The following is a 23,027-nucleotide window of genomic DNA, read 5'->3' on the forward strand; positions in this document are numbered from 1 at the left end:
GTAAGAGGAAAGGACGGAGGTTACTCCTCCGTCACCACCTTGATCTTGGCGATGTCCGAGCGCACCGCGTCATCGGAATACTCCACATAACTGCCGTCCCGGGACTGCGCCACGCGCTGAATCCGCATAATGGGAACGTTGCGGGGAATATTGAGGTGGGTTTGCTCCGATTGGGAGGGGATTCCGGGGCTGATGATCTCCCATTTGCGGGTGGGGGCCATATCCCAGCGCTTCTGCATGAGTTCATACAGGGAGCCGGTGAGGTCCTCCTCTAACATGCCCGGCACCAGATCCGCCGGGTAATAACTGTTCTCAATGAGCAGCGGAGTGGTATCCACCGAGCGCAGGCGCACGATATTGAGCACCGGGGCATGCGGCGGAAGGTGGAGGGACTGCGATATGCGCACGGTGGCCTCCATCATGGTGGCGCTGAGCACCTTGGAGTACACGGAAAGACCACGCTGGCGGAGCTGGATCATCAGACCCTCCAGGCAGGTCAGCTCCACCGTGGGCGGCACTCCCTTAACAAAGGTGCCGCCCGTGCGGCCGCGCCGTCTGTCAATGAGCGCTTCCATTTGAAGAATGTCTAAGGCATGGCGAACTGTCATGCGGGCCACCCCAAACTCCTCAACAAGCTGCCGCTCATTGGGCAGCTTGTCGCCTGGGGCGTAATCGCCGCGTTCAATCCAGGTTCTCATTTCATCTGCGATGATGACGTACGCAGGACTCTTTCTCGGCATCCGTTCAGGCACCCGTATCACGCTACCAATACATGAACAATTTTGCATATGACGTCTGAGCACCTCAGACAGGTGGGATTTATAGGCATTTTTCGCCTCTCCCACGTCAGAACGCCCTCACCGAGGGTTCACGCCATAACCTTTTTATTTCCACCTCCCCGGTACGTGTTACATGTATTGCACACGACACAGGAATTTCACCCCCTTTCGGGGGTATCTAGAACCACTGAAGGATGTTCTCCGCGGAGATGAGACACATGGGAACCCCCACCCCGGGCAGGGTGGTGGCACCGGCATGGAAAAGCCCCTTGACCTTGTGAGATACCTGTGAACCCCGGAAAAATGCTGACTGTTTTAGGGTATGCGAGGGCCCAATAGCCCCACCCCGCCAAGCGTGATAGCGGCCCACAAAATCCCCCGGCCCCAATGTCCGACGCACCACAATCCGATCCGCCAGATCGGGAGCACCCGCCGCCCGCGCCACCTGTTCCACGGCGCGATCCGCGATCGCCTCCACCGCCGTGCTCCCCTCCCCGTAAGCACTCCCCCGCCCCAGTGATTCCTGCGCCGGGGCTGGAACGAGCACAAAGAGATTTTCATGCCCCTCCGGCGCCACGTGGGGATCGGTGGCTGAGGGCTTGCACACGTACAGGGAATGAGACGCCCCGGTGCCACCAAACACCGCATCAAAGTCCGGCCGCCAATCCGGGGAGAACACCAAATTATGGTGCTGCAATCCCGGCAATTCCCCGCGCACGCCCAACAAAGCCAACACCACCGAGGGGCCAGGCTCACGCCCCCGCCACCACCGCGTCGAATAGGAGCGGCAGGCCGGAGGCAGCAGCGAGTGCTCCGTGTGGTGGAAATCCGCGGCGCTCACCACGGCGTCGGCAGCATAAAAGCCCTGGGTGGTGCGCACTCCCCGCACCCGGCCCGCGCGCACCTCGATCCCGGTAACCTCGCACCCCAGATTCAGGCGCACCCCCACCTGCTCGGCCAGGCGGGCGATGGATTCCACAATGGCATAAAAACCGCCCGTGGGATACCACACCCCCTGGCGCAGATCGGTGTGGCTCATCAGGTGATAAAGAGAAGGAATACGCTCCGGGCGGGAGGAAAGGAACATCGCCGGGTATTCCAGAATGTGGCGCAGCAGGGGATCGCGCGCCACCCGCGCGGTTTTCGTGGATAGCGGTCGCGCGAGCAAACCGGCCAGGCGCGGAATCTGCCCGCGCACCTCCGGGGTGAGCAGCCGTGCGGGGTGCTCAAAAGTGGTGTAAAGGAAAGTCTCTAGGGCAATGCGGTAGGCGTCGGAAGCGCTATCAAGGTAGCCCCGCAGGCGCGCGCCGGAGCCGGGCTCGATGGCGTCGAAAAGCGCCTCCGCCTCCCCCGTGCGCACCGCCACGCGACGCTCCCCCTGAAACACCTGGTAGGCGGGGTCGAGGCGGGTGAGGCCGTACTCGCGCTCCGGGGTGGTGCCAAAGTGGGCGAAAAAGCGCTCGTAGGCCTCCGGCATGAGGTACCAGCTGGGGCCGGTGTCAAAGCGGAACCCCGCCACGGAAAGGGAACCGGCGCGCCCGCCGATCTCCTCGTTCTTCTCGCACAGCGTGACCGCATAGCCCCTGCGCCCCAGCAGCGCCGCCGTGGCCAGGCCCGCCACGCCCGCGCCGATCACCACTATCCGCCCGCTTGCCATGCTCACCATTCTAAGCCGCCTAAGATCGTGCCCCATGCACAGCAATCAGATTCACCTTGCCTCCCGCCCCACCGGCTGGCCGCAGCCGGCAAACTTCCGCGCGGTGCGCGCCGAACTCCCCGCGCTGGCACCGGGCGAGGTGCGGGTGCGCAACGAATACATCTCCGTAGACCCCTACATGCGCGGGCGCATGAGCGACGCCCCCAGCTACATCCCGCCCTTTGCTCTCGACGCCCCCATGACCGGTTCCGCCGTGGGGCGCGTGGTGGCCTCCCAGGCCAAGGATCTCCCCGAGGGCACCCTGGTCACCCACCAGCAGGGCTGGCGCGACGTGGCCCAGGGCCCAGCCACAGAGTTCCGCGCCGTGGATGACGCCCTCTCCCCCTCCGCCTACCTCGGAATCCTGGGGATTACCGGCATGACCGCCTACGCCGGGCTCACCCGGATCGGCCGGCTGCAACCGGGCGAGACGGTGTTCGTCTCCGGGGCGGCCGGGGCCGTGGGCAGCGCCGTGGGGCAGATCGCCCGCCTGCTCGGTGCCGGAACCGTGATCGGCTCCGCCGGAGGCCCGGAGAAAACCGCCCTGCTCACCGAGCGCTACGGCTTTGACGTGGCGCTGGATTACAAGGCCGCGCCCATCGCGGAGCAACTCCCCGCCGGGATCGACCTGTACTTTGACAACGTGGGCGGGGACCACCTGGAGGCCGCCATCGGGGCCATGAACCGCTTTGGCCGCCTGGTGGAATGCGGCATGATCAGCCAATACAACCTGGAAAGGCCCGAGGCCGGGCCGCGCAACATGACGGAGATCGTGAAGAAGTCTCTGCGCATGGAGGGCTTTACCCTGGGCGATCACCTGGACATCGCGCCCGAGTTCCTGGGCAAGGTCGTCCCCTGGCTCAAGGAGGGGAAGTTGGTGTACGAGGAGACCGTGGCGGAGGGGTTAGACAATGCCGTGGAGGCGTTCTTGACCATGATGCGCGGGGGCAACAAGGGGAAGATGGTGGTGCGGATCTAACCTCGCCACTGTGTGACTGGTGAGGTCATCCCCCGCCCCGCCAGCCACCACTTGCGGCGGGCTGGCACCCGCACGCGCCGCCGGGTAATCTCCGCTGCCGGGGTACGTTCCAGGGCGACCAGCAATTCCGCATACACGTCACGGGCCAGGCGCACCGCCCGGCGCGCACCGCCCGGCAAGAGCGCCAGGCCCGGTTCCGCGGCGTCCAGGTCGGCGCGAATATCTCGCACAATCTCCGCCTTGTCCCCCTCGCTCAACGGCACGGGATAGTAGCGCCGCCCCAGCCGGGCGGTATCGTCCCCGAGGTCGCGCAGGAAGTTCACCTTTTGAAAGGCCGCGCCCAGCCTGCGGGCAGAGTGTTGCATGATCTGATAATCGCTCGGTAATACCTCCACGCCACGGATAAAAACCGCCACGCACATCAGCCCGATCACCTCGGCGGAGCCGTACACGTATCGCTCGAACTCCGCCTTACTCATGAGGTGCGGCTTCATAGAACGGGGCGCAATATCGGCCCGCATGGAGGAGAAAAAGGCCCGCACCCATTCCTCCTCGAATCCGCACCGGCGGGCGGTGAGCCCAAAGGCGTGGAGCACGGGGTCGGGGGAAAAGCGGCTGCGCATGGCTGCCAGCGCCGCCTGTTCGTAGGAATCGAGGCAGGCGGCCACGTCTATTCCGGCCTCCGCGCCCACCCCGTCCACGATCTCATCGGCCACGCGCACCATCGCGTAGAGGGCGCGAATATCGGCGCGCTCGCGGTGGCCCAAAAGCCGGGTGGAGAGCGAGAAACTAGAGGAGTATGCCGCCAGCACCCGCGCGCTGGCGCGGGTGGCGAGGGAGTCGAAGAACTCTAGGCGGCTGGTGCTCACTCGTCCGTATTTTAACGGAAGCGGCGCGGGAGTTCCGGCTCGCCCAGCCCCAGCATAAGGCGGTTGGCCCACTGGAAAAAGGCGGTGGAGTTAATCGCGTCCACCACCGCGAGGTCGCCAAAGCCCACCGCGCGCAGGGCAGCCACGTGCCCCGAATCAAAGGAAACCGGGGTGTTGGTGAGCGCCCGGGCGGCGTCGCGCAGCGCGTTCCATTGGGGCGAGCCGAGGTCGGCGGCCACGCCCTCGTCCAGCAGGCGGTGAATATCGGCCTCGCGTTGGGATTCCTGGATCGCGCGGCCCGCGTGCACGGAGGCGCAGTACACGCAGCCGTTGAGCCGGGAGGCCACGGTGGCGGCCAGTTCGCGCTCTGCGCGGCCCAGGCCGCCCTCGGTGTTATAGAAGATGTCCAGGTCCGTCAGGGTGCGGGCGCGCAGCGCGCGGGGGTCGCGGGCCAGGAGCCGGAAGTACTCGGACTTCTCCCGCTCCGGCTTAATCAGAGCGGCACGTTGTTCCTCGGTGAGGTTCTCCGCCGGGGGCACCCAGGGCCGCCACCCCAGGGAGTGCGCCACGAAGTGCGCCGGGCGGTGCATGCCGGGATAGGTGGGCACGGTAAAGGTCGGCTCCACGGCGGGCTCCCCGGAGCCCTCAGAATCAGAAGCACCCGCCAGCACCCGCAGCCCGTGAATCACACGCACCTGAAAGGCCACGAAGCCGATCAGTTGCGCCATCGCCACCACCTGATCCGGGGTCCACCCCTGCCGGGCAAGGTCGGCCACGTCGAGCGCGTTGGCGGACGCCGGGCGCGTGGCCAATTGCCAGGCCCACTGCCGCGCCGCGCGCAGGGCCGGATTCTCCACGGCGGGTTCCTCCACCGCGAGGTCGGCATAGAACTCCACGGCCTTATCCACCCCGGCGCTGCGCGCCACAATCAGCGCCAGATCATAGCCCACGCCGGGCGGCAGAATCTCCCCCTCCACGAGCGCCTCGAAGGCCTCCTGGGCGTTATCCCTGGCCTGGGGGCGCGCGGCGCGCAGTGTCTCGGCCGAGGGTGCGTCGATAAGCATGGTGATGATGTCCGTCATGGTGTCCTTTCCTATAGTCCCAGGTTGAGCGCGCCGTCCCGGTAGCGCTGGCCGGGAATAGCGCGCAGCAGGGCCTGGGTGTATTCCGAGGCGGGGTGATCAAAGACCTCCGCCGTGTTGCCCCATTCCACCTGCTCGCCCCGGTGAATCACGCTCACCGTGTGGGCGATCTGGCGTACCACGGCGAGGTCGTGCGAGATGAACACATAAGTTAAGCCTAATTCCTCCTGGAGGCGGCGCAGCAGGGCAATGATCTGCGCCTGCACGCTCACGTCCAGGGCGGACACCGCCTCATCGAGCACCACCAACTCCGGTTCCACGATCAGGGCGCGGGCCAGGGCCACCCGCTGGCGCTGCCCGCCGGATAACTCGGCGGGTCTGCGGGAGGCCAGCGCGGGATCCAGGGCCACCAGATCGAGGTATTCCTCCACCTTGCGGCGCAGGCCGCGTGGGGCGAGCCCGCCGATATTGCGCAGGGGTTCGCCCACCGAATAGCCCACGCTGCGGCGCGGGTCCAGTGAGGAATAGGGGTTCTGGTACACCAACTGCACCCTGCGCCGCAGCCCACGCAGGCCCCGCACCCCCAGTCCCTCCACGCGGGTATCCCCGAGCCGCACCGAACCGGCGGTGGGGCGCTGGAAACCAGCGATAATCCGCCCGGTGGTGGTCTTGCCGGAACCGGACTCCCCCACGATCGCATGCGTGCTGCCACGCGGCACGGAGAAACTCACGTCGCGCACCGCGGGCACACCGCCAAAGCGCTGTTCTAGGCGCTGCACCTCCAGCAGGGGCGGCTCCTCCGGCTCCACTGCCGACACCGCCCGCACCATCTCCTGGGGCGCGGAGCTAAGCGAGGGGGCGTCGGCAAGCAGGCGGCGGGTGTACTCGGAGCGGGGATCGGTGAGCACGGTGACCGCCAACCCCTCCTCGCGCACCTGTCCGCGCTGCATGACCACCACGCGATCGGCGCGATCGCCCGCCACCGCGAGGTCGTGGGTGATAAAGAGAATCCCGATGCCGCGCTCGCGGCGCACGGAATCTAGGAGATCGAGAATGATCTTCTGCACCGTGACATCGAGCGCCGAGGTGGGCTCGTCCGCGATGAGCAGTTCCGGTTCCAGGGCCAGGGCAGCGGCGATCAGCGCGCGCTGCTTGAGGCCCCCGGAGAGTTCGTGCGGGTACTGGCGGGCGCGGCGGGCGGGATCGTCGATGCCTACGGCGGCGAGCAGGTCGATCACCCCGGAGGTATCCCGGCCGCGCATGGCCAGCGGCTCGGCCACGGAGGCGCCGATAGTTTTCAGCGGGTTCAGGGAATTGTGCGGGTCCTGGGGCACTAGCCCCACCGTGGTTCCGCGCAGGACGCGCCACTGCTTTTCCGTATAGCCGGTGACCTCCCGACCGTCCAACCGAATACTGCCCGCGTCAATGCGGGCCTGCGGCGGCAGCAACCCCATGCTGGCCAGGGCCGTGGTGGACTTGCCGGAGCCGGACTCCCCCACCACGCAGGTCATGCTGCCGGGGTGAACGTCCAGGCTCACGCCGCGCACCGCCGGTATCGGCGCACCGCCGCGCGGGGAACGGTAGGACACACTGAGGTCGCGCACCGAGAGTAATGCGGACACGCTACACCGCCTTTCTCAGAATGTGGGCCAGGTGATTGGCCGCCAGCACCACCGCGATCACCACGGCACCGGGCAGCAGCGCCAGCCACCCAGCGGTGGCGATGTAATCCCGGCTCTCCGCGATCAGCAGCCCCCACTCCGGGGTGGGCGGCGGCGCACCGTACCCCAGAAAGCCCAGGGTGGCCAGTTGCAGCATGGCGGAACCAAACTGCACCGCCGCCAGCGCCACCACGGGGGTCAGGGAATTGGGCAGCACGTGCCGGTACACCACCTGCGCGCGCGTGCCCCCGGAGCCGTAGCCCGCCTCCACGTAATCCTGCTCCATCACGGAAAGCACCTGCGAGCGCGCCAGCCGGGCAAAGGTGGCTATCGACGTCACCCCTACCGCCAGCGCCGCGTGCACCGTACCCTGCCCCAGAGCGATGATGACGGACAGGCTCAGCAGCAGACTGGGAATGGAGAGCAGCACGTCTACCACCCGCATGATGATCGTCTCCACGAAGCCGCGCAGCACCCCGGCTACCACACCGAGCACGGTGCCCACGCTCAGCCCCAGGGCCACGGCCAACAGGGCACCCGCAAGGGACTGCCGCGCCCCAAAGATCACCCTGGTGTACAGATCCCGGCCCACCTCATCGGTGCCAAACCAGTGCTGCGTGCTCGGGGCCAGCAGCGCCTGGGTATCCCCGCCGGAAATGGGATTGTGGCTCGTCCACAGTCCCGGTGCCACCGCCCAGGCCACGGCGATCATCAGGACGGCGGCGGAGGAGATCACGCCGGGTCGCGCCCATACTGCCCATACTCGCGCGTTCATGCGGATACCTCCTGGTGATTCTGAGCTGGGGCCGCTTCTTGCTTGTTCACCCGCAGGCGCGGATCGAGCAACGGATACAGCAGATCCACCACCAGGTTGATGAGCACAAAGGCCGCCGCCGCGATCACCACCACCGCCATGAGCACGGCGGTATCGCGCTCCGCCACGGCCGTCAGGGTGAGCGCCCCGATGCCATTGCGGGCAAAGACCTGCTCCGTGACCACGGAGCCGCCCACCAACTCGCCAAAGAGCACGCCCGCCATCGTCACCGTGGGCACCATCGCGTTGCGCAGCACCGTGCGCCACAGCAACCAATGAGTGCTGGCCCCACGCGCCCGCGCCGTCTGCACAAAGGGCTGCTCTAATACGTCGTCCAGGCTGCGCACCAGCACCTGCGCCAGCGGGGCCGCCACCGGCACCGCCAGCGTGAGCGCCGGAAGAATCAGCGCCTGGGTGGCGGAGGCCTCGATCACCGGAACCCAGCCCAATTGAAAGGAAAAGACCTGGATCAGCAGGATTCCCAGCCAGAAGCTCGGCAGCGATACCAGCAGCGGCGGAGCGGCGCGAAAGAGCGTGCGCAACCAGGCCCACGGGCCAAAACTCGCCAGCACCGCCACGCAGGCGGCCAGCACCACCCCGAGGAAAAAGGCCGTGAGCGCCAGCGCCAGGGTGGAGGGCAGAGCCTGGGCCAGGAGTTCCGCGACCGCCGTGCCCGAGGACACGGAATACCCAAAGTCCCCGGTGAGAAAGCCACTCAGGGAACGCGCGTAGCGCTCCCATAGGGGCGTGTCCTGTCCAAAGACCTCCCTCATCTGGGCGATCTGCTCCGGGGTGAGCCCCAGGGCCGGGTCCTCGTAGCGGGCCTGGACGGCATCGCCGGGCAGGGCGGAAAGCAGCAGAAAGGCCAGGCTAAAGGCCGCCCACAGGACGATCACCGCCTGCCCTATGCGGCGCGCAATGCTCATTGCTCCTCCTTGGGGGTGGCTGCGGGGCCTGCCTTGGTGGCTTCACCGGTATCTGCCTCGGTACCTGCTTCCAGGCCTGCCTTGCCTGCCTTGCCTACCGCAACATCTGCCAGGCTCACGGCATAAAAGGAGGGGCGACCAATCGCCTCCGTGCTAAAGCCCATCACGCGGGGGTTAAGCCCATACACCTGGGGCTCCTCAAAGAGCGGCAGCACGTAGGCCTGCTCGGAGAGGTAATCCTGCACGTCCCCCACCGCGCGTTCCCGCGCGGCCGGGTCCACCAGGGTGGAGAACTCCTCCACCCTGGCCTGAAGCACCGGATCGCCCACGGGGGCATCGTCAGTGCCGCCAGCCGTGTTGAGTAGGGAGTTGCGCCCAGCGCCGTCCACCCAGTTGGGCAACACGTCCAGGCTGGCCCGCCCCACCATCGAGTGCCGTACCTGCACCACGTCCTGATCCTTCATTGCGGCCTGCTGAGCGGCCCGATCGCCGGGGTGCAGATGTATTTCCACGCCCAGGTCGCGCAGCATTTCCTGCGCCTTGGTCACCAACTGCTTGGAGCGCGGCTGCGGCACCGCCTCGTTAAAGGTCAGGGAGAGGCGCTGGCCGTCCTTGACCCGAATCCCATCCTCGCCGGGCACCCAACCCGCCTCGTCCAGCAGCCTCCGGGAAAGCTCGGGATCGTAAACGTAGTGCTCGGACTGATCCCGGTATCCCTGGGCGGAGGCGGCCAGCGGCGAGGTGGCCTCCGGGTAAGAATCGGAGAAGAGAGTGCGCAAGATCAGGCTGCGATCAATGCCGTGAATGAGGGCCTGGCGCACCCGCCTATCGGAAAGCAGCGGGTGGCGGAAGTGGAAATAAAAGGCATTGTTCACTCCATTGGTGGGCGCGGAATACACCTCTAATCCCCGGGCGTGGAGGTGCCGCTCGTCCGGGGCCTCCACCTGGCGGATGATCTCCGCCTGGCCGGAGGTCAAAGCCCCGGTGCGCACGGAGTCCTCGGCAGCCAGGGTGATGTGTACGCGCTCGATCTCCGCCGGACCCTGGTGATCGGCGCGGGCGGGTGGGGCCCAGGCGTAATCCTCGCGGGCACGCAGCACCAGATCCGTGCCCAGTTCCTCCTCCTCGACGCTAAAGGGGCCGGAACCGGAGATCGCGGTGGCGTTGCCGGGGCCAAAGCCAGTGGAATCGAGGTCCAGGGTGTCGCTGGAAAGCAGAGCCTGGTTCATGGTGGAGGTGGCCTGGGGGAAGTCCGGGGCGGGGGAATCGAAGCGGAAGCGCACGGTGAGGTCGTCCACGGCCTCGGCGGAGAGGAAGCCGGAGAGTTGCTCGGAGGGGGCGAGCTTGCGTGCCGGGTCGCCCTGGGCATAGAGGGTGTAATTCTTTACCACGTTGTGTGCGTCCAGGGCGGAACCATCGGAATAGGTGATTCCGGGGCGCAGGCGGAAGGTGAACTCCGTGGCCTGCTCATTGATCTCCGGCAACTCCGCCGCCACCCAGGGGTGGAGTTCCAGGGTCTGCGGGTCCTGCCAGAGCAGGCGATCCGCGATGTTATTGAGCACCCCGCCGTTGGGGTAATAGCCCGCCAGCGGCGGGTACAGGCTGTTGAACATGCCCGATTCCACGTAGGTGAGGCTGGTGGTGGAGCGCGCGGGCACGCAGGCGGTGACCAAAAGCAGCGCCAGCGTGGTCGCGAGCGCACCCACCAGCGTGCCCACCGTGCGCACGGATCTTCTCATGTACCCTACCCTCACCTTGCAGACAGAACTGTCTATTTAACTCTCGGCCATTTCCAGCATGTTTATCACACCCACCACCACCTAGACAATATCTAGCAGACAATCCTGTCTATAAAGAGCGGAACGGGGCACCTGTGCCACAATGGTCAGCATGAACACCCCCGCCATCGCCATCGTGGGTATGGGGCCGCGCGGCATCTCCGTGGTCGAGCGCCTCGCCGCCCTGCGGCCCACCACGCCGCTGACCCTCCACCTCATCGACGACGCCCCCTTAGGCACCGGCCGCATCTGGGACACCGCTCAATCCCGCGTGCTGTGCATGAACACGCTAGCGGCCAAGGTCACCCTCTTTACCGAACCCGGGGCCTCCGTGGGCGCTCCCGTGGTGGCGGGCCCCACGCTGTACGAGTGGATCCAACTCCTGCGTGGAGAGGAGGATGTCCCCGAGGCCGCACTCAGCGCCTGGCGGGAATACCCCGCCGATCCCACCACGCGGGAATCCTTTGCCGAGGAGGCCCAGGCCACGCTGCCCTGGTCGCACCCCAGCCGCGCGCTCTACGGCGCGTATCTGCACTGGTGCTACCAGTTGGCGCTGCGCCGCCTGCCCGCCACGGTGGAGGCGGTGGAGCACCGCAGCCGCGCCGTAGGTATTCGGGAGATCGGAGGGCAGGACGAGATCGCTCTCGCTAACGGCACCTCGATCACCGCCCCCGCCACCGTCCTGGCCCTGGGCTGGCAGGTACCCGCACCAAACGAGGAGGAACGTCGCCTCGCGCGCACCGCCGAGGAAAACGGCCTGCTCTGGGTGCGCCCCGATAACCCCCTGGAACAGAACCTCGACGGTATTCGCCCCGGCGAGGAGGTGCTGGTGCGCGGCCTGGGCATGGGATTCTTCGACGTCATGGCCATGCTCACCCTGGGCCGAGGCGGGCGCTTCGAGCAGGCCCCCACCCGCTCCGGGCTGCGCTATATCCCCTCCGGGAAGGAACCACACCTCACGGTAGGTTCCCGGCGCGGCTATCCCTTCCTCCCCAAGTCCGATTACCAGGCGCTTCCGCCCACAGCCCGGTTGGCCAACCTCAAGGGGGCCATCGCGCGGCTTGCCCCCGGCCACAATCCCATCGACTTCCGCGAGGTCTGGCCTGCCATTATCCGCGACGCCCAGGCGGCCGACCCCACCTTTGATCCCGCCGCCTGGCAATACCCCCTGACCGAGGTCAGCGGCACGTCCGCCGAGGTCACCGAGCACATCGCCGGGCGGTTGGGCGAGGATATTCGCGCGGCGGCCGCCGGAAGCAGTCACGCCACCAAAGCCGCGCTCTGGGAGATCAGCGCGGCGCGCAAGCCTGTGTCCATTCTGGGCGCGCAGGGCCGCTACACCCCGGAATCGCGCCCGCTGCTGCGCGAGTTCATGGCGCTGGGCCAGATGGCGGGCTCCGGGCCGCCGCTGTTCCGCAGCAGGCAACTCCTCGCGCTTATCGACGCCCACCTGGTCACCATGATCGGCGCGCACGCCCAGGTGGAGGTGGGTGAGAGGTTCACCCTGCGCTCTCAGAGCAGCACCGAAGCGCGCTCGGCGCGGGTGCTCATCGACGCCTGGATGCATAAGTTCGATGTCCACGCCTCCGCCGATCCCCTAGCCCAATCCCTGGAGGGGCGCTGGCGCTCCTTTGCGGGCAGCGGCTCCCCGGAGACGGACGCAGAAAGCCGGGTCCTGATTAATCCCGAGGGCGCCCCCGATCCCCGCCTGCACCTGATCGGCATACCAACCTACGCCCAGATGCCGGATACCACCATCTCCCCCATTCCCGGTTCCAATCCGCTCATGCTTCAGGAGACGGACAAGGCCGCCCGGCACGCACTGCGCGTGGCGCTGGGGGACTAAAGCCGCCACTTTCCATGCCAGTGTGTGACTGATGTGGTTCACCCGGGCACCGCAGCGCAAGGACAGGACACTTCCCTTGTGCTGTGTGACGGGTGGGATTCCCACCCGTCACACAACACGGCTCATATACCCAAGGAGTGATCTACCCATGAGCCATAACCGGGATGAATTCATCAGATGGGCAGAATATCGAATTGAGGGCGTAAAAGACTGGATCACGCTCTTCGAGTTCTTGCAGTATTTCGATTACGACCCCGACCACCCCACCACGGAGCAGATCCGCGAAGTCATCAATGCGATCTTTGACACCGGAAAACTCAAGGTCATTCTCGCGGAGGACAGCAATCCCACCCACTATCTCCCCGGGGAATGTGATGTGGAGGCCCTGGTGCAAGACATCGCGGCACGCGATCCGCTGAACGCCATGATGGCCTACGTCGTGTACACCATCGAGTAATCCTTTGCCTGTGGCCCCTCAGACAAAGCCGAGGGGCCACTTTTCTATTTCTTAAGCCACCCGCTCCCCCGCCACGTAGGTGCGCCAGGTCAGCGGCATACCGGGCCGGTACGCGAGGTCGATCGCGTGCGGAGTATCCAGCACGTGTAGGTCGGCGGCCGCCCCCACCGCCAGGGTGCCCTTGGCCGGGCGGCCCTGCGCGTCACGCCCGCCGCCGACGTCGTGGCGTCGCAAAGCGCGCGCTCCCCCGCTGGTGGCCGCAGCAATGGCCTCGTCGAGGGAGAGGTGCTGTTGCAGCACGGCGGTGGCCACACAGAACGTCATGGCCGAGGTATAAGAGGTGCCGGGGTTGAGATTGGAGGCGATGGCCACCTGCGCGCCCGCATCGAGCAGGCGACGCGCCGGGGCCAGGGGCTGGCGGGTGGAGAGATCGCAGGCGGGAAGCACCGTGGCCACCGTCTCGGAGGCGGCCAGGGCTTCCACGTCACCATCGCTGAGGTAGTTCGCGTGATCCACGCTGGCGGCACCCAGTTCCACCGCGAGCGCCACACCCGGCCCCTCACCCAACTGGTTTCCGTGCACCCGCAGGCCCAGGCCCACGGCGCGCCCGGCCTCCAACACCCGGCGCGACTGCTCCTCGTTGAAGGCCCCGCGCTCGCAGAACACGTCGATCCAGCCCACGTGCGGGGCCACCGCGTCCAGCATGTCGCCGCACACCAGGTTCACGTAGTCCTCGGCGTCCGCGCCCGGGGGCACCACGTGCGCGCCCAGGAAAGTCACCTCATCGACCACCTCGGCGGCGATCTGCGCTGCCACCTTTTCCGAGTCCACGTCCAGCCCGTAGCCAGTCTTGGTCTCCATGCAGGTGGTGCCCCCGGCCTGGGCGGCCCGCACGCGCCCGCGCAGCAAATCGCGCAGGCGCTCCACGCTGGCGGCGCGGGTGGCCTCCATCGTCACGGCGATGCCACCCGCCGCGTACTCCTGCCCCGCCATGCGGGCCTCAAACTCGGCGGCGCGGTCGCCGTCGAAGATCATGTGGCTGTGCGAGTCCACCCAGCCGGGAAGCACGGCGCGCCCGCCCAGATCCACGGCCTCATCGCAAGCGGGGGCCTGCGCGGCGGGGCCGATCCAGGTTACCGCTCCGCCCTCGGCCACCAGGGCGGCGTCGTGCAGCGTGCCCGCCTCGGAGACGGTGCGCAGTTCGGAGATTCCGGTAAAGAGCGTCGCCATATGCGTTATGCCTCCTCGCGGGAGTGGAAGGGCATGGGGATCTCCACCCCGCGCTCCTCGGCCACCTCGCGGGCGCGCTCGTATCCGGCATCGAAGTGGCGGATCACGCCCATCGCGGGGTCGTTGCTGAGCACGCGGTCGAGCTTGCGGGCGGCGAGTTCGGTGCCGTCGGCCACGGAGACCTGGCCCGCGTGGATGGAGCGGCCGATGCCCACGCCGCCGCCGTGGTGGAGGGATACCCAGGTGGCACCGGAGGAGGTGGCGGTCAGGGCGTTGAGCAGCGGCCAGTCCGCGATGGCGTCGGAGCCGTCGAGCATGCCCTCGGTCTCGCGGTAGGGGCTGGCCACGGAGCCGGAGTCCAGGTGATCACGCCCGATCACGATGGGCGCCTTGACCTTGCCCTCGGCCACCAAGCGGTTAAACAGCAACCCGGCCTGGTGGCGCTCGCCGTAGCCCAGCCAGCAGATGCGTGCGGGCAGGCCCTCGAACTCCACGTATTCCTCGGCGGCGTCCAGCCAGCGGTGCAGGTGCTCGTTGTCCGGGAAGAGTTCCTTGAGCGCCTGGTCAGTCACGCGAATGTCCTCCGGGTCGCCGGAGAGCGCCACCCAGCGGAACGGGCCCAGGCCCTCGCAGAACAGCGGGCGGATATAGGCGGGCACGAAGCCGGGGAACTCGAAGGCACGGGAGTAACCGGCGTGGCGGGCCTCGTCGCGGATGGAGTTGCCGTAGTCGAACACCTCCGCGCCCTCGTCCTGGAACTCCACCATCGCCTGCACCTGGGCGGCCATCGCCTCGCGGGCCTTCTTGGTAAAGGTCTCCGGGTCGTCGGCGGCCTCGCGCTGCCAGTCCGCCACGGATACCTCCGTGGGGAGGTAACTCAGCGGATCGTGCGCGGAGGTCTGGTCGGTGACCACGTCCACGGTGATCTCGCCCGCGCGGTGGCGTCGCAGCATCTCCGGGAATACCTCGGCGGCGTTACCAACGATGCCGATGGACACCGCCTCGCCCGCCTCCTTGGCCTGGGCGGCGCGCGCCACGGCGGCGTCCAGATCCTCGTACACCTCGTCCAGGTAGCGCTTGGACTGGCGGCGCTTGAGACGGGTGACGTCCACGTCCGCGATCAGGCACACGCCGCCGTTGAGGGTGACGGCCAGCGGCTGGGCTCCGCCCATGCCGCCGCAGCCGCCGGTGAGCGTGAGGGTGCCCTTGAGGCTGCCGCCAAAGCGCTTGGCGGCCACGGCGGCGAAGGTCTCAAAGGTGCCCTGCAAGATGCCCTGGGTGGCGATGTAGATCCAGGAACCGGCCGTCATCTGGCCGTACATCATCAGGCCCTCGGCCTCCAGGCGGCGGAACTCCGGCCAGGTGGCCCAGTCCCCCACCAGGTTGGAGTTGGCAATCAGCACGCGCGGTGCCCACTCGTTGGTGCGCAGCACGGCCACGGGCTTGCCGGACTGCACCAGCAGCGTCTCATCGTCGCCCAGGTCCTTGAGCGTATCGACGATCGCGTCAAAGGCCTCCCAGCTCCGCGCGGCGCGCCCGGTGCCGCCGTAGACCACCAGGTCCTCGGGGCGCTCGGCCACCTCGGGGTCAAGGTTATTCATCAGCATGCGCAGCGGGGCCTCGGTCTGCCAGGACTTGGCGCTGAGTTCCGTGCCCCGGGGGGCGCGCACGGTACGGGGTTGGGATACCACGATTCTCCTCCAAAAACATCGCGCGCCGGTGGCCATTGCGGCGGGAATCCGGCCTCTGAGGTAAAAGGCCAGAGGGCCGGGGCTGTCATTCCCGCTACGCCGGCACCGGCACTGTGGTGCTCAAGAATGACGAACCCGATCGTAAGACAGGACACATACGAGTTTCCAGGGCGCGCACGGGCGGAGTGTCTGGGATACCAGACTCAGGGGAGCAGGAGGTACGCCAGCGGGGTGGCCAGCAGGATACTCAGCGCCACTCGCTCGAACCAGATCACCACCAACTGCCACACCCTCAGCGGCACGGAGGTGGCCATGATGCAGGGCACCAGACCGGAGAAGAAGATCACCGCGCTCACCGAGACCACGCCGATGACAAAGCGCAGCACCAGGGAATCCGAGTCCGCCACCACCGTGGCGGGCAGCAACATCTCCGCGATCCCCAGGGCCGCAGCCTTACCCGCCAGCAGCGGCTCCGGCAGGCGCGCCAGCCAGGCAAAGGGATAGAAGAGGTAGCCCAGCAGATCGAACACGCGGGTATAAGTAGCCAGCACCAGGCCCAGCACGCCCACGGACAGGATGGAGGGCACCACGGCGGCGCTCATGCGCAGGCCGTCCAGGAAGTTCTCCCCCACCGCGCGCCACAGGCTGGGAGCCTTATTCAGGGCCTCCTTGGCCGCCGACCAGGCCGCCGCTAGGCGCCCGGTGGTGATCTGCGGCTCCGGGTCCGGGGTGGCACCCGGGTAGTAATCGTTGGGAATCATGCTCAGCGGCGGAATCCACACGGTGATCGCCGTGACGGCAAAGGTCACCAGCAGGCTCACCGCAAAGTACTGGCCCCAGTAATCCATCAGGCCCAGGGTTCCGGCCACCACCACCATGAAGGCCGCCGAGACCGTGGAGAAGCCGGTGGCGATGATCGCCGCCTCCCGCGCGGTGTAGCGGCCCTGGCGGTACACCCGATCGGTGATCAGCATGCCCAGGGAGTAACTGCCTACAAAGCTCGTCACGGCGTCGATAGCCGAACGCCCCGGCGTGCGCCACAGCGGCCGCATGATCGGCTGCATGAGCACGCCCACGAACTCCATGAGGCCAAAACTCACCAGCAGAGCCAAAAACGCCGAGCCCACGGGGATAATCAGAGCCACCGGAATGGCGATCTTCTCCCACAGGAAGGGCACCAGATCCGGGCGGGCAAGCGCGGCGGGCAGCGTATCCGTGAGGATCAGCGCCGCCACGCCCAGGCCCGCCACGGAGAGCAGGGCAAAGATCGCCTGCGTGGGATTGCGCCAGGAGGTATGGCGCAACTTGCGCACGGTGCCATAGAGCACCAGCGCGCCCACCACCCAGCCCACCGCCGGACCGAGCAGTTCGCGCAGGAGGGTGACCATGTGATCGAGGAGAATGGTGCTCTTGCCCCGGAACGTGACCGGGAGGAAGAACACGATGATGCCAATGGCGCTGTACACGAACAGCCGCCACAGGCCGGGGGTCTTGGTAGTCATGGCTTAGTTCAACTCCCCTACCACTCGCTCCACCGCCGCCACCAGCGCACCGGAGCGCACGAGGTCCACCGCGTACTCGATCTCCGGGGCCAGGAAGCGATCCGTCCCCGCCCCCGGCACGCCCGCGCGCAGCGCCTCGATGGCTGCCGACGTCCCCCGCGCCGGTTCCCCCTCCCGCATCTGCGTGGCGCGGGCGGCGGTGAGCACCTCCACCGCCAACACCCTGGTCAGCCCGTCCACCACGCGGCGCAACTTCCGCGCGGCCGCCCAGCCCATCGAGACGTGATCCTCCTGCATGGCCGAGGAGGGAATGGAATCCACGCTGGCCGGAGCCGCCAGGCGCTTGAGTTCGGAGACGATGCCCGCCTGGGTGTACTGCGCGATCATATGCCCAGAATCCACGCCCGGATCCCCCGCGAGGAAGGCCGGAAGCCCCCGGTTGCGCGCGGTATCCAGGAAGCGATCCGTGCGGCGCTCGGAAATGCTCGCCAGATCCGCCGCCACGATCGCCAGGAAGTCCAGCGCGTAGGCCACCGGCGCACCGTGGAAATTACCATTCGAGGTGACCCGACCGTCCAGCGCCACCACCGGGTTATCCACCGCAGCCGCCAACTCCCGCTGCGCCACCGCGCGGGCGTGCTCCAGGGTGTCCCGGAACCCGCCCGCCACCTGCGGGGCGCACCGCACCGAGTAAGCATCCTGCACCTGGTTCTGGCTAAACTCCGCCGCAGCCGCCGCCAGCAGCGGGGAATCCGCCGCCACCGCGCGCACATTGGCTGCCGACGCCGCCTGCCCCGGGTGCGGACGCAGGTCTTGCAGGTCCGCGTCAAACACGCCCAGGGTGCCCAGCAGGCCCTCCAGCGTCATGGCCACCGCGATGTCCGAGGTGGTGGCCAGCGTTTCCAGATCCGCCAAGGCCAGGCACAACTGGCCCAACATGCCGTCCGTGCCATTAATCAGCGCCAGGCCCTCCTTCTCCCGGAGTTCCAGGGGTTCAATACCGGCCTCGGCCAGGGCCTCGGGCACGCTCACCTCCTCCCCCTGCGCATTGCGGGCGCGCCCCTCCCCCATGAGCACCAGGGCGCAGTGCGCCAACGGCGCAAGATCGCCCGAACACCCCAGGGAGCCGTACTCGTGGACGATGGGCGTGATACCGGAGTTCAGCAGCGCCGCATAGGTTTCCACCACCACCGGGCGCACGCCGGTACGCCCCGTACACAGGGTGGACAGGCGCAGCAGCATGAGGGCGCGGATCACCTCGCGCTCCACCTCCGGGCCCGAACCCGCCGCATGGGAACGCACCAGACTGCGCTGCAACTGCGCGCGGGACTCGGCGGGAATATGGCGGCGAGCCAACGCGCCGAAGCCCGTGGAAATGCCGTAGACGGGGGTGGGATCGGCCGCCAGCTCCTCCACCCGCTGCCGGGTGGCGGCCACGGCCTCTAGGGCCTCCTTGGCGATGGTGACCGGCACGCCGTGGCGGGCGACGGCCACCACCTCCGCTGGTGTCAAGGGGCCGGGGCGGAGAGTGATTGTTTGGTTTTGTTCTGGTTGCCCTGGTTGTTCTGCGTGCTCCGGGCTGGTGAGGTGCCCGTGGGCGAGATTGCGCGCGCTGGCCGCGATGGACGCCATGATTGTTGTGCTCCTTTGGGGTCGGCGGCCCCGAGCGAACGACGGGCGCGGCAGACCGCGCCGACGCCCTCACGGGAACCGCAGGGATACATCAGCAAGTGGTCTGCGCGACAGCCAAGCGCAGTTTATGGTGAATCTAGCACGATCCCGTAGAGGTGACTAGCCACCTTGTTAGCTTGCTGCTTGAGACTTTGAATGGTGTGGCTTTTATCGCGCTCCGTCAGGGTGCCCACCGGGAAGGTCACCGCCAGGGAGGCCGCCGGGCGGCCCACGTGATCCAACACCGCCACCGCCAGGCTGTGCTGACCACGGCTCACCTCCTCCACCTCTTCCTCCCAACCGCGCTGACGGATAAGGGGAAGGGTGTTCTGGGATTCGCGGGTGGCGTGTTCATTACTTGCCAGAGCCGCCCTTAACTCGGCCTCCGGCAGGTGCGCCAACATCACCCGCCCCGAGGCTGTTTTCAAGGCCTCCAGGCGCACCCCCTCCTGGGTAACCAGGGAGACCGCCCGGGGGCCACGCACCTCCAACAGGTACAGAACCTCCGAACCGGCCAGGCGAGACAGGTGCGCCGAGCCACCCACCGACTCCGCCAGGGATTGCAACGGGCGACGCGCCAAACGCACCAAGGGCTGCTGGGTGACATAGGCATTGGCCATCGAATAGGCCACCAGGCCCAGGCCCCAGGTGTGGGTCTCCGGGATACGCACCACATAACCGGCCCGCTCCATCTCCGCGAGCAGGTGATAGGTGGTGGAACGCGGCAGATCCAACTCCGCGCGGATACGGGCGGCGGAGATGGGGACATCAATGGAGGAGAGCAGCGTGAGGATACGCAGCGTGTTCCGGGCGGCGGGGACGTGGGTCATGGAAACTCCTGCTCTTCATGAGTATCAGCGGAGACTATCCCAAAATCCTCCGCGTAGTTGAAGCAACGATTCGTAACACCACATAGAACACATACCCAGCATCGCCCTCACAACTGTGACCAGAGCGTGTCAAGTTGTTTGTGTGTGGGGCGGTTTTCTTAGAGGTATTGGTCGAAGCGGTCGGGGTAGGCCACGGCCATCTGGTTGATGGCTTGCTTCCAGCCTGAGACTTTCGCTCCTTCCACAAGCCTCCCGGCGGTAGCCGCGGCCTTTTTACCTTCCTTGGCCCTGCGAGCAGCGCGTTTGTCTTCAATATTGCAGATCATCAACCACAAGGTCTTCAACGCGGATTCGTCGTTCGTAAACTGCACGCGGTTGCGGGTGGCTTTGCGCAACTCGTTGTTAAACGACTCGATGGAATTGGTGGTGTAGATGACTTTGCGCGCTGCCGGAGGGAACTGCAAAAACGGCACGAACCTCTCCCATGCGTCCTGCCACACCTTGACTGACCTGGGATATTTCTGGCCAAGACCCGAAGAAGCAAACTCCTCGAGTGCAATGGCAGCACTGGAGCCATCAGGGGCGGTATAGACCTTCTTCAAGGCCGCTGAAACCGCCTTACGGTCCCCGTAGGCAACCCACCTGTTAGCAGCACGAATCAAGTGCACAACACAGGTTTGTACCATCGATCCCGGCCAGGATGCCTCCACAGCCTCAGGCAGGCCTTTGAGCCCGTCACAGCAGACAATGAAGACATCTTTGACCCCGCGATTAGCCAGATTCGAGCACACATGGGCCCAAAACGACGCGCCTTCTTCCCTCGCGATCCATAGCCCCAAGATGTGTTTGATGCCGTCGAGATCCACCCCAATGGCCATATACGCGGACTTGTTGACCACGCGCCCGCCCTCACGGACTTTAATGCGCAGCGCATCAAGGAAAATGACGGGGTAGAACTCATCTAACTGGCGGTTCTGCCACACCATGACCTCATCAAGGACAGCGTCAGTCACCGCAGAAATCGTCTCGTGGGAGATATCAACACGCATGGCAGTAGCCATATGGTGTTGGATATCGCGCACTGTCATGCCCCCGGCATACAAGCTCACAATCATGTCGTCAACATCGGTCAAACGCCGCGAGCCTTTCGGGACCATGGTCGGAACAAACGTCCCGGCCCGGTCCCTGGGAACCTCGACAGTTACCGGACCGTAGTGAGAATCCACGGTCTTTGGATACGCCCCGTTGCGGTGGTTGTCTGTGCCTAGTGCTGCTTTAGCGTCTCTATCCCCTGGCCGGTAGCCCAGGTGGGCATCCATCTCGGCGTTTAAACCCCTGGTAATCGAGGCTTGCAACATCCCACGCACCAAATCGTTGGCGTCGGTGGTTGAGGTGCCTAAATCATCAATGAGCTTCGCGATCTCAGGGTTTGCAAGCAGCTTTTTCTCAATCGCGTCAATCTTGGCCTTATCAGCCGGATCTCGTCGTGTCACAGTAGTCATTCTGGCTTGTCTCCTTATGCGGGATGGAATCCCACACACAAACCATCAGACACTCTCCCATCACACTCTCTCTGACCACATCGTCACACTCCTCCCACCCCACCCACTACCCCTCCCCTACCCCCGCACCCTAGTATCACACTGAGAAAGATTCCGTGGCCCGCACCATAGGGTTCGCACCCTGGACTGCGCCTCGTGAACCTCATAGAGCCCAACCGTCCAAGGAGGATCACCGTGCCCCAGCCCGCACCGTCTCCGCAGAACCCGCCGCGCGGCACCTCCGCCGCCCGCAGCACGGGTGCCCCAGCAAGCACCCACGCCACCCCACAAGCACCACAGCCCACGCCCAAAACACCCACCAAGGGCCTCCGCGCCCGCCACATCCACTTCATCGCCTTGGGCTCCGCCATCGGCACGGGCCTGTTCTACGGCTCCGCCGGCGCCATTCAGGCCGCCGGCCCCTCGGTGCTCTTGGTGTATCTCATCGCGGGCGCGGTGGTGTACTTCATGCTGCGCGCCCTGGGCGAGATGGCCGTCGCCAGCCCCATCACGGGTTCCTTCGCGGAGTACACGCGCCGTTACCTCGGCCCCTGGGCTGGGTATATCACCGGCTGGATGTACGCCTTTGAGATGCTGATCGTGTGCCTGGCCGACCTCACCGCCATTGCGATTTATATGCGCTTTTGGTTCCCAGATACCCCGCAGTGGGTGTGGGTGGCGGTCACGCTTTGCGTGGTGGGGGCCGCAAACCTCACCAGTGTGCGGCTCTTTGGTGAGTTGGAGTTCGCTTTTACCCTCATCAAGGTGGGGGCGGTGATCGCCATGATCCTGGGCGGCGCGGCGATCCTTGCCTTTGGCCTGGGTTCCAGCCCGGAAACCAGCAGTATTTCCCACCTGTGGGCGGATGGCGGCTTCTTCCCCAACGGCATCGGCGGCATGATTTCCGCCTTTATCCTGGTGCTCTTTGCCTTTGGCGGCACGGAGATCATCGGCGTGGCGGGCGCGGAAGCGGAGGAGCCGGAAAAGACGATCCCCAAGGCCGTGAATACCGTCCCGGTGCGCATTTTGCTCTTTTACGTGCTGGCCATTTTGGTGATTCTGGTGCTCAATCCGTGGACGTCCATCACGGGCGAGGAGTCTCCTTTTGTACAGATCTTCTCCACCTTGGGCGTGAATTGGGCTGCCGCGCTGCTCAACGTAGTGGTGATTACCGCCGCGCTTTCGGCCATTAATTCCGATCTCTTCGGCGCGGGCCGCGTGATCACCGGCATGGCGCGCACCAGGCTCGCCCCCGCCGCCCTGGCGCGCACGAATCACCGCGGCGTGCCCATCGTGACCACCCTGTCCCTGGTGGCGGTGCTCACCGTGGGCGTGGTGCTCAACGCGGTGCTCCCGGAGCGGATCTTCACCATCGTCGCGGCCCTGGCCACCTTTGCCACCATTTATGTCTGGCTCATGATCCTGCTCGCGCACGTCGCCTCGCGGCGTCGCCTCAGCCCCGCCGAGGCACAAAGCCTCTCTTTCCCTGTTCCTTTCTGGCCCTGGGGCCAGTACTTCGCCATCGGCTTCATTCTCTTCGCTTTTGGCATCATGGTGTGGCAATCGGAATACTGGCTGGCCCTGGGCGTGGGCGTGGGCTTCCTGATCCTTATGACCGCCCTGTACTACGCCACGGGCCGCCACCGGCACTCCGCCGACGTCGCCTAAAGGAGGA

The 23,027-nt window shown here is 66.3% G+C and carries 18 protein-coding genes; 4 read left to right on the forward strand and 14 right to left on the reverse strand.

Annotation, left to right across the window (positions count from 1 at the left end; genetic code table 11):
• Positions 1–20: 20 nt before the first annotated feature.
• Both OLW90_RS08610 and crtI read right to left on the reverse strand, forming a co-directional pair.
• On the reverse strand, positions 21–698 hold the full coding sequence (locus OLW90_RS08610) for a GntR family transcriptional regulator (RefSeq protein WP_413464464.1): 678 nt from the start codon (positions 696–698) through the stop codon (positions 21–23).
• Positions 699–957: 259 nt separating this feature from the next.
• The gene (crtI, locus tag OLW90_RS08615; RefSeq protein ID WP_319649685.1) at positions 958–2,445 is read right to left on the reverse strand and encodes a phytoene desaturase family protein; all 1,488 of its coding nucleotides are present in this window, start codon (positions 2,443–2,445) and stop codon (positions 958–960) included.
• A 25-nt stretch (positions 2,446–2,470) separates the two neighbouring features.
• Between crtI and OLW90_RS08620 the strand changes: the two genes are divergently transcribed.
• Positions 2,471–3,454: an NADP-dependent oxidoreductase gene (locus OLW90_RS08620; protein WP_319649686.1), complete on the forward strand. Its 984-nt coding sequence runs from the start codon at positions 2,471–2,473 to the stop codon at positions 3,452–3,454.
• Here OLW90_RS08620 and OLW90_RS08625 read toward each other — a convergent pair.
• Genes OLW90_RS08625 through OLW90_RS08650 form a run of 6 tightly spaced genes read right to left on the reverse strand, consistent with a single transcriptional unit; the run spans position 3,451 to position 10,545 of the window.
• A complete protein-coding gene (locus OLW90_RS08625; RefSeq protein WP_319649687.1) occupies positions 3,451–4,323 on the reverse strand; it encodes a phytoene/squalene synthase family protein in 873 nt (290 codons plus the stop codon). The two genes, OLW90_RS08620 and OLW90_RS08625, sit on opposite strands and share 4 nt — an antisense overlap.
• An 11-nt stretch (positions 4,324–4,334) precedes the next feature.
• Positions 4,335–5,405, reverse strand: a complete 1,071-nt coding sequence (locus OLW90_RS08630; protein WP_319649688.1) for an alkylhydroperoxidase domain protein — start codon at positions 5,403–5,405, stop codon at positions 4,335–4,337.
• An 11-nt stretch (positions 5,406–5,416) separates the two neighbouring features.
• Positions 5,417–7,027 (reverse strand): ABC transporter ATP-binding protein, encoded by a 1,611-nt coding sequence (locus OLW90_RS08635; protein ID WP_319649689.1) that lies wholly within the window; start codon positions 7,025–7,027, stop codon positions 5,417–5,419.
• Position 7,028: 1 nt separating this feature from the next.
• Positions 7,029–7,841 carry an ABC transporter permease gene (locus tag OLW90_RS08640; protein ID WP_319649690.1) on the reverse strand — a complete coding sequence of 271 codons (813 nt, stop codon included), beginning with the start codon at positions 7,839–7,841 and terminating at the stop codon, positions 7,029–7,031.
• Positions 7,838–8,806 carry an ABC transporter permease gene (locus OLW90_RS08645; protein WP_319649691.1) on the reverse strand — a complete coding sequence of 323 codons (969 nt, stop codon included), beginning with the start codon at positions 8,804–8,806 and terminating at the stop codon, positions 7,838–7,840. The genes OLW90_RS08640 and OLW90_RS08645 overlap by 4 nt, the downstream gene beginning before the upstream one ends.
• Complete coding sequence (locus OLW90_RS08650) at positions 8,803–10,545, reverse strand: TIGR04028 family ABC transporter substrate-binding protein (protein ID WP_319649692.1); 1,743 nt, start codon at positions 10,543–10,545, stop codon at positions 8,803–8,805. The genes OLW90_RS08645 and OLW90_RS08650 overlap by 4 nt, the downstream gene beginning before the upstream one ends.
• Positions 10,546–10,696: 151 nt before the next feature.
• Here OLW90_RS08650 and OLW90_RS08655 point away from each other — a divergent pair, with 151 nt between their 5' ends.
• Together OLW90_RS08655 and OLW90_RS08660 are read left to right on the forward strand one after the other, a co-directional pair.
• Positions 10,697–12,430 (forward strand): FAD/NAD(P)-binding protein, encoded by a 1,734-nt coding sequence (locus tag OLW90_RS08655; RefSeq protein ID WP_319649693.1) that lies wholly within the window; start codon positions 10,697–10,699, stop codon positions 12,428–12,430.
• A 148-nt stretch (positions 12,431–12,578) separates the two neighbouring features.
• Complete coding sequence (locus OLW90_RS08660) at positions 12,579–12,887, forward strand: hypothetical protein (protein WP_319649694.1); 309 nt, start codon at positions 12,579–12,581, stop codon at positions 12,885–12,887.
• Between the two features lie 51 nt (positions 12,888–12,938).
• Here OLW90_RS08660 and hutI read toward each other — a convergent pair whose 3' ends face one another.
• The 6 genes from hutI to OLW90_RS08690 all read right to left on the reverse strand — a co-directional run bounded on the left by hutI (position 12,939) and on the right by OLW90_RS08690 (position 21,313).
• The gene (hutI, locus tag OLW90_RS08665; protein WP_319649695.1) at positions 12,939–14,117 is read right to left on the reverse strand and encodes an imidazolonepropionase; all 1,179 of its coding nucleotides are present in this window, start codon (positions 14,115–14,117) and stop codon (positions 12,939–12,941) included.
• Positions 14,118–14,122: 5 nt separating this feature from the next.
• A complete protein-coding gene (hutU, locus tag OLW90_RS08670) occupies positions 14,123–15,808 on the reverse strand; it encodes a urocanate hydratase (protein WP_319649696.1) in 1,686 nt (561 codons plus the stop codon).
• 203 nt (positions 15,809–16,011) lie between these two features.
• The gene (locus tag OLW90_RS08675) at positions 16,012–17,310 is read right to left on the reverse strand and encodes a YjiH family protein (protein ID WP_319649697.1); all 1,299 of its coding nucleotides are present in this window, start codon (positions 17,308–17,310) and stop codon (positions 16,012–16,014) included.
• 3 nt (positions 17,311–17,313) lie between these two features.
• Entirely contained in the window at positions 17,314–18,942 is a 1,629-nt protein-coding gene (gene hutH, locus OLW90_RS08680; RefSeq protein ID WP_319649698.1) for a histidine ammonia-lyase, read from the reverse strand.
• Positions 18,943–19,067: 125 nt separating this feature from the next.
• Positions 19,068–19,811, reverse strand: a complete 744-nt coding sequence (locus OLW90_RS08685; RefSeq protein ID WP_319649699.1) for an IclR family transcriptional regulator — start codon at positions 19,809–19,811, stop codon at positions 19,068–19,070.
• Between the two features lie 158 nt (positions 19,812–19,969).
• Positions 19,970–21,313: an IS256 family transposase gene (locus tag OLW90_RS08690; protein WP_319649700.1), complete on the reverse strand. Its 1,344-nt coding sequence runs from the start codon at positions 21,311–21,313 to the stop codon at positions 19,970–19,972.
• Between the two features lie 381 nt (positions 21,314–21,694).
• Between OLW90_RS08690 and OLW90_RS08695 the strand changes: the two genes are divergently transcribed.
• Complete coding sequence (locus OLW90_RS08695; protein ID WP_319651863.1) at positions 21,695–23,020, forward strand: amino acid permease; 1,326 nt, start codon at positions 21,695–21,697, stop codon at positions 23,018–23,020.
• The last annotated feature ends 7 nt before the right edge of the window (positions 23,021–23,027 follow it).

The sequence above is a fragment of the Corynebacterium sp. 21KM1197 genome, assembly GCF_033783015.1.
Lineage (GTDB): Bacteria > Actinomycetota > Actinomycetes > Mycobacteriales > Mycobacteriaceae > Corynebacterium.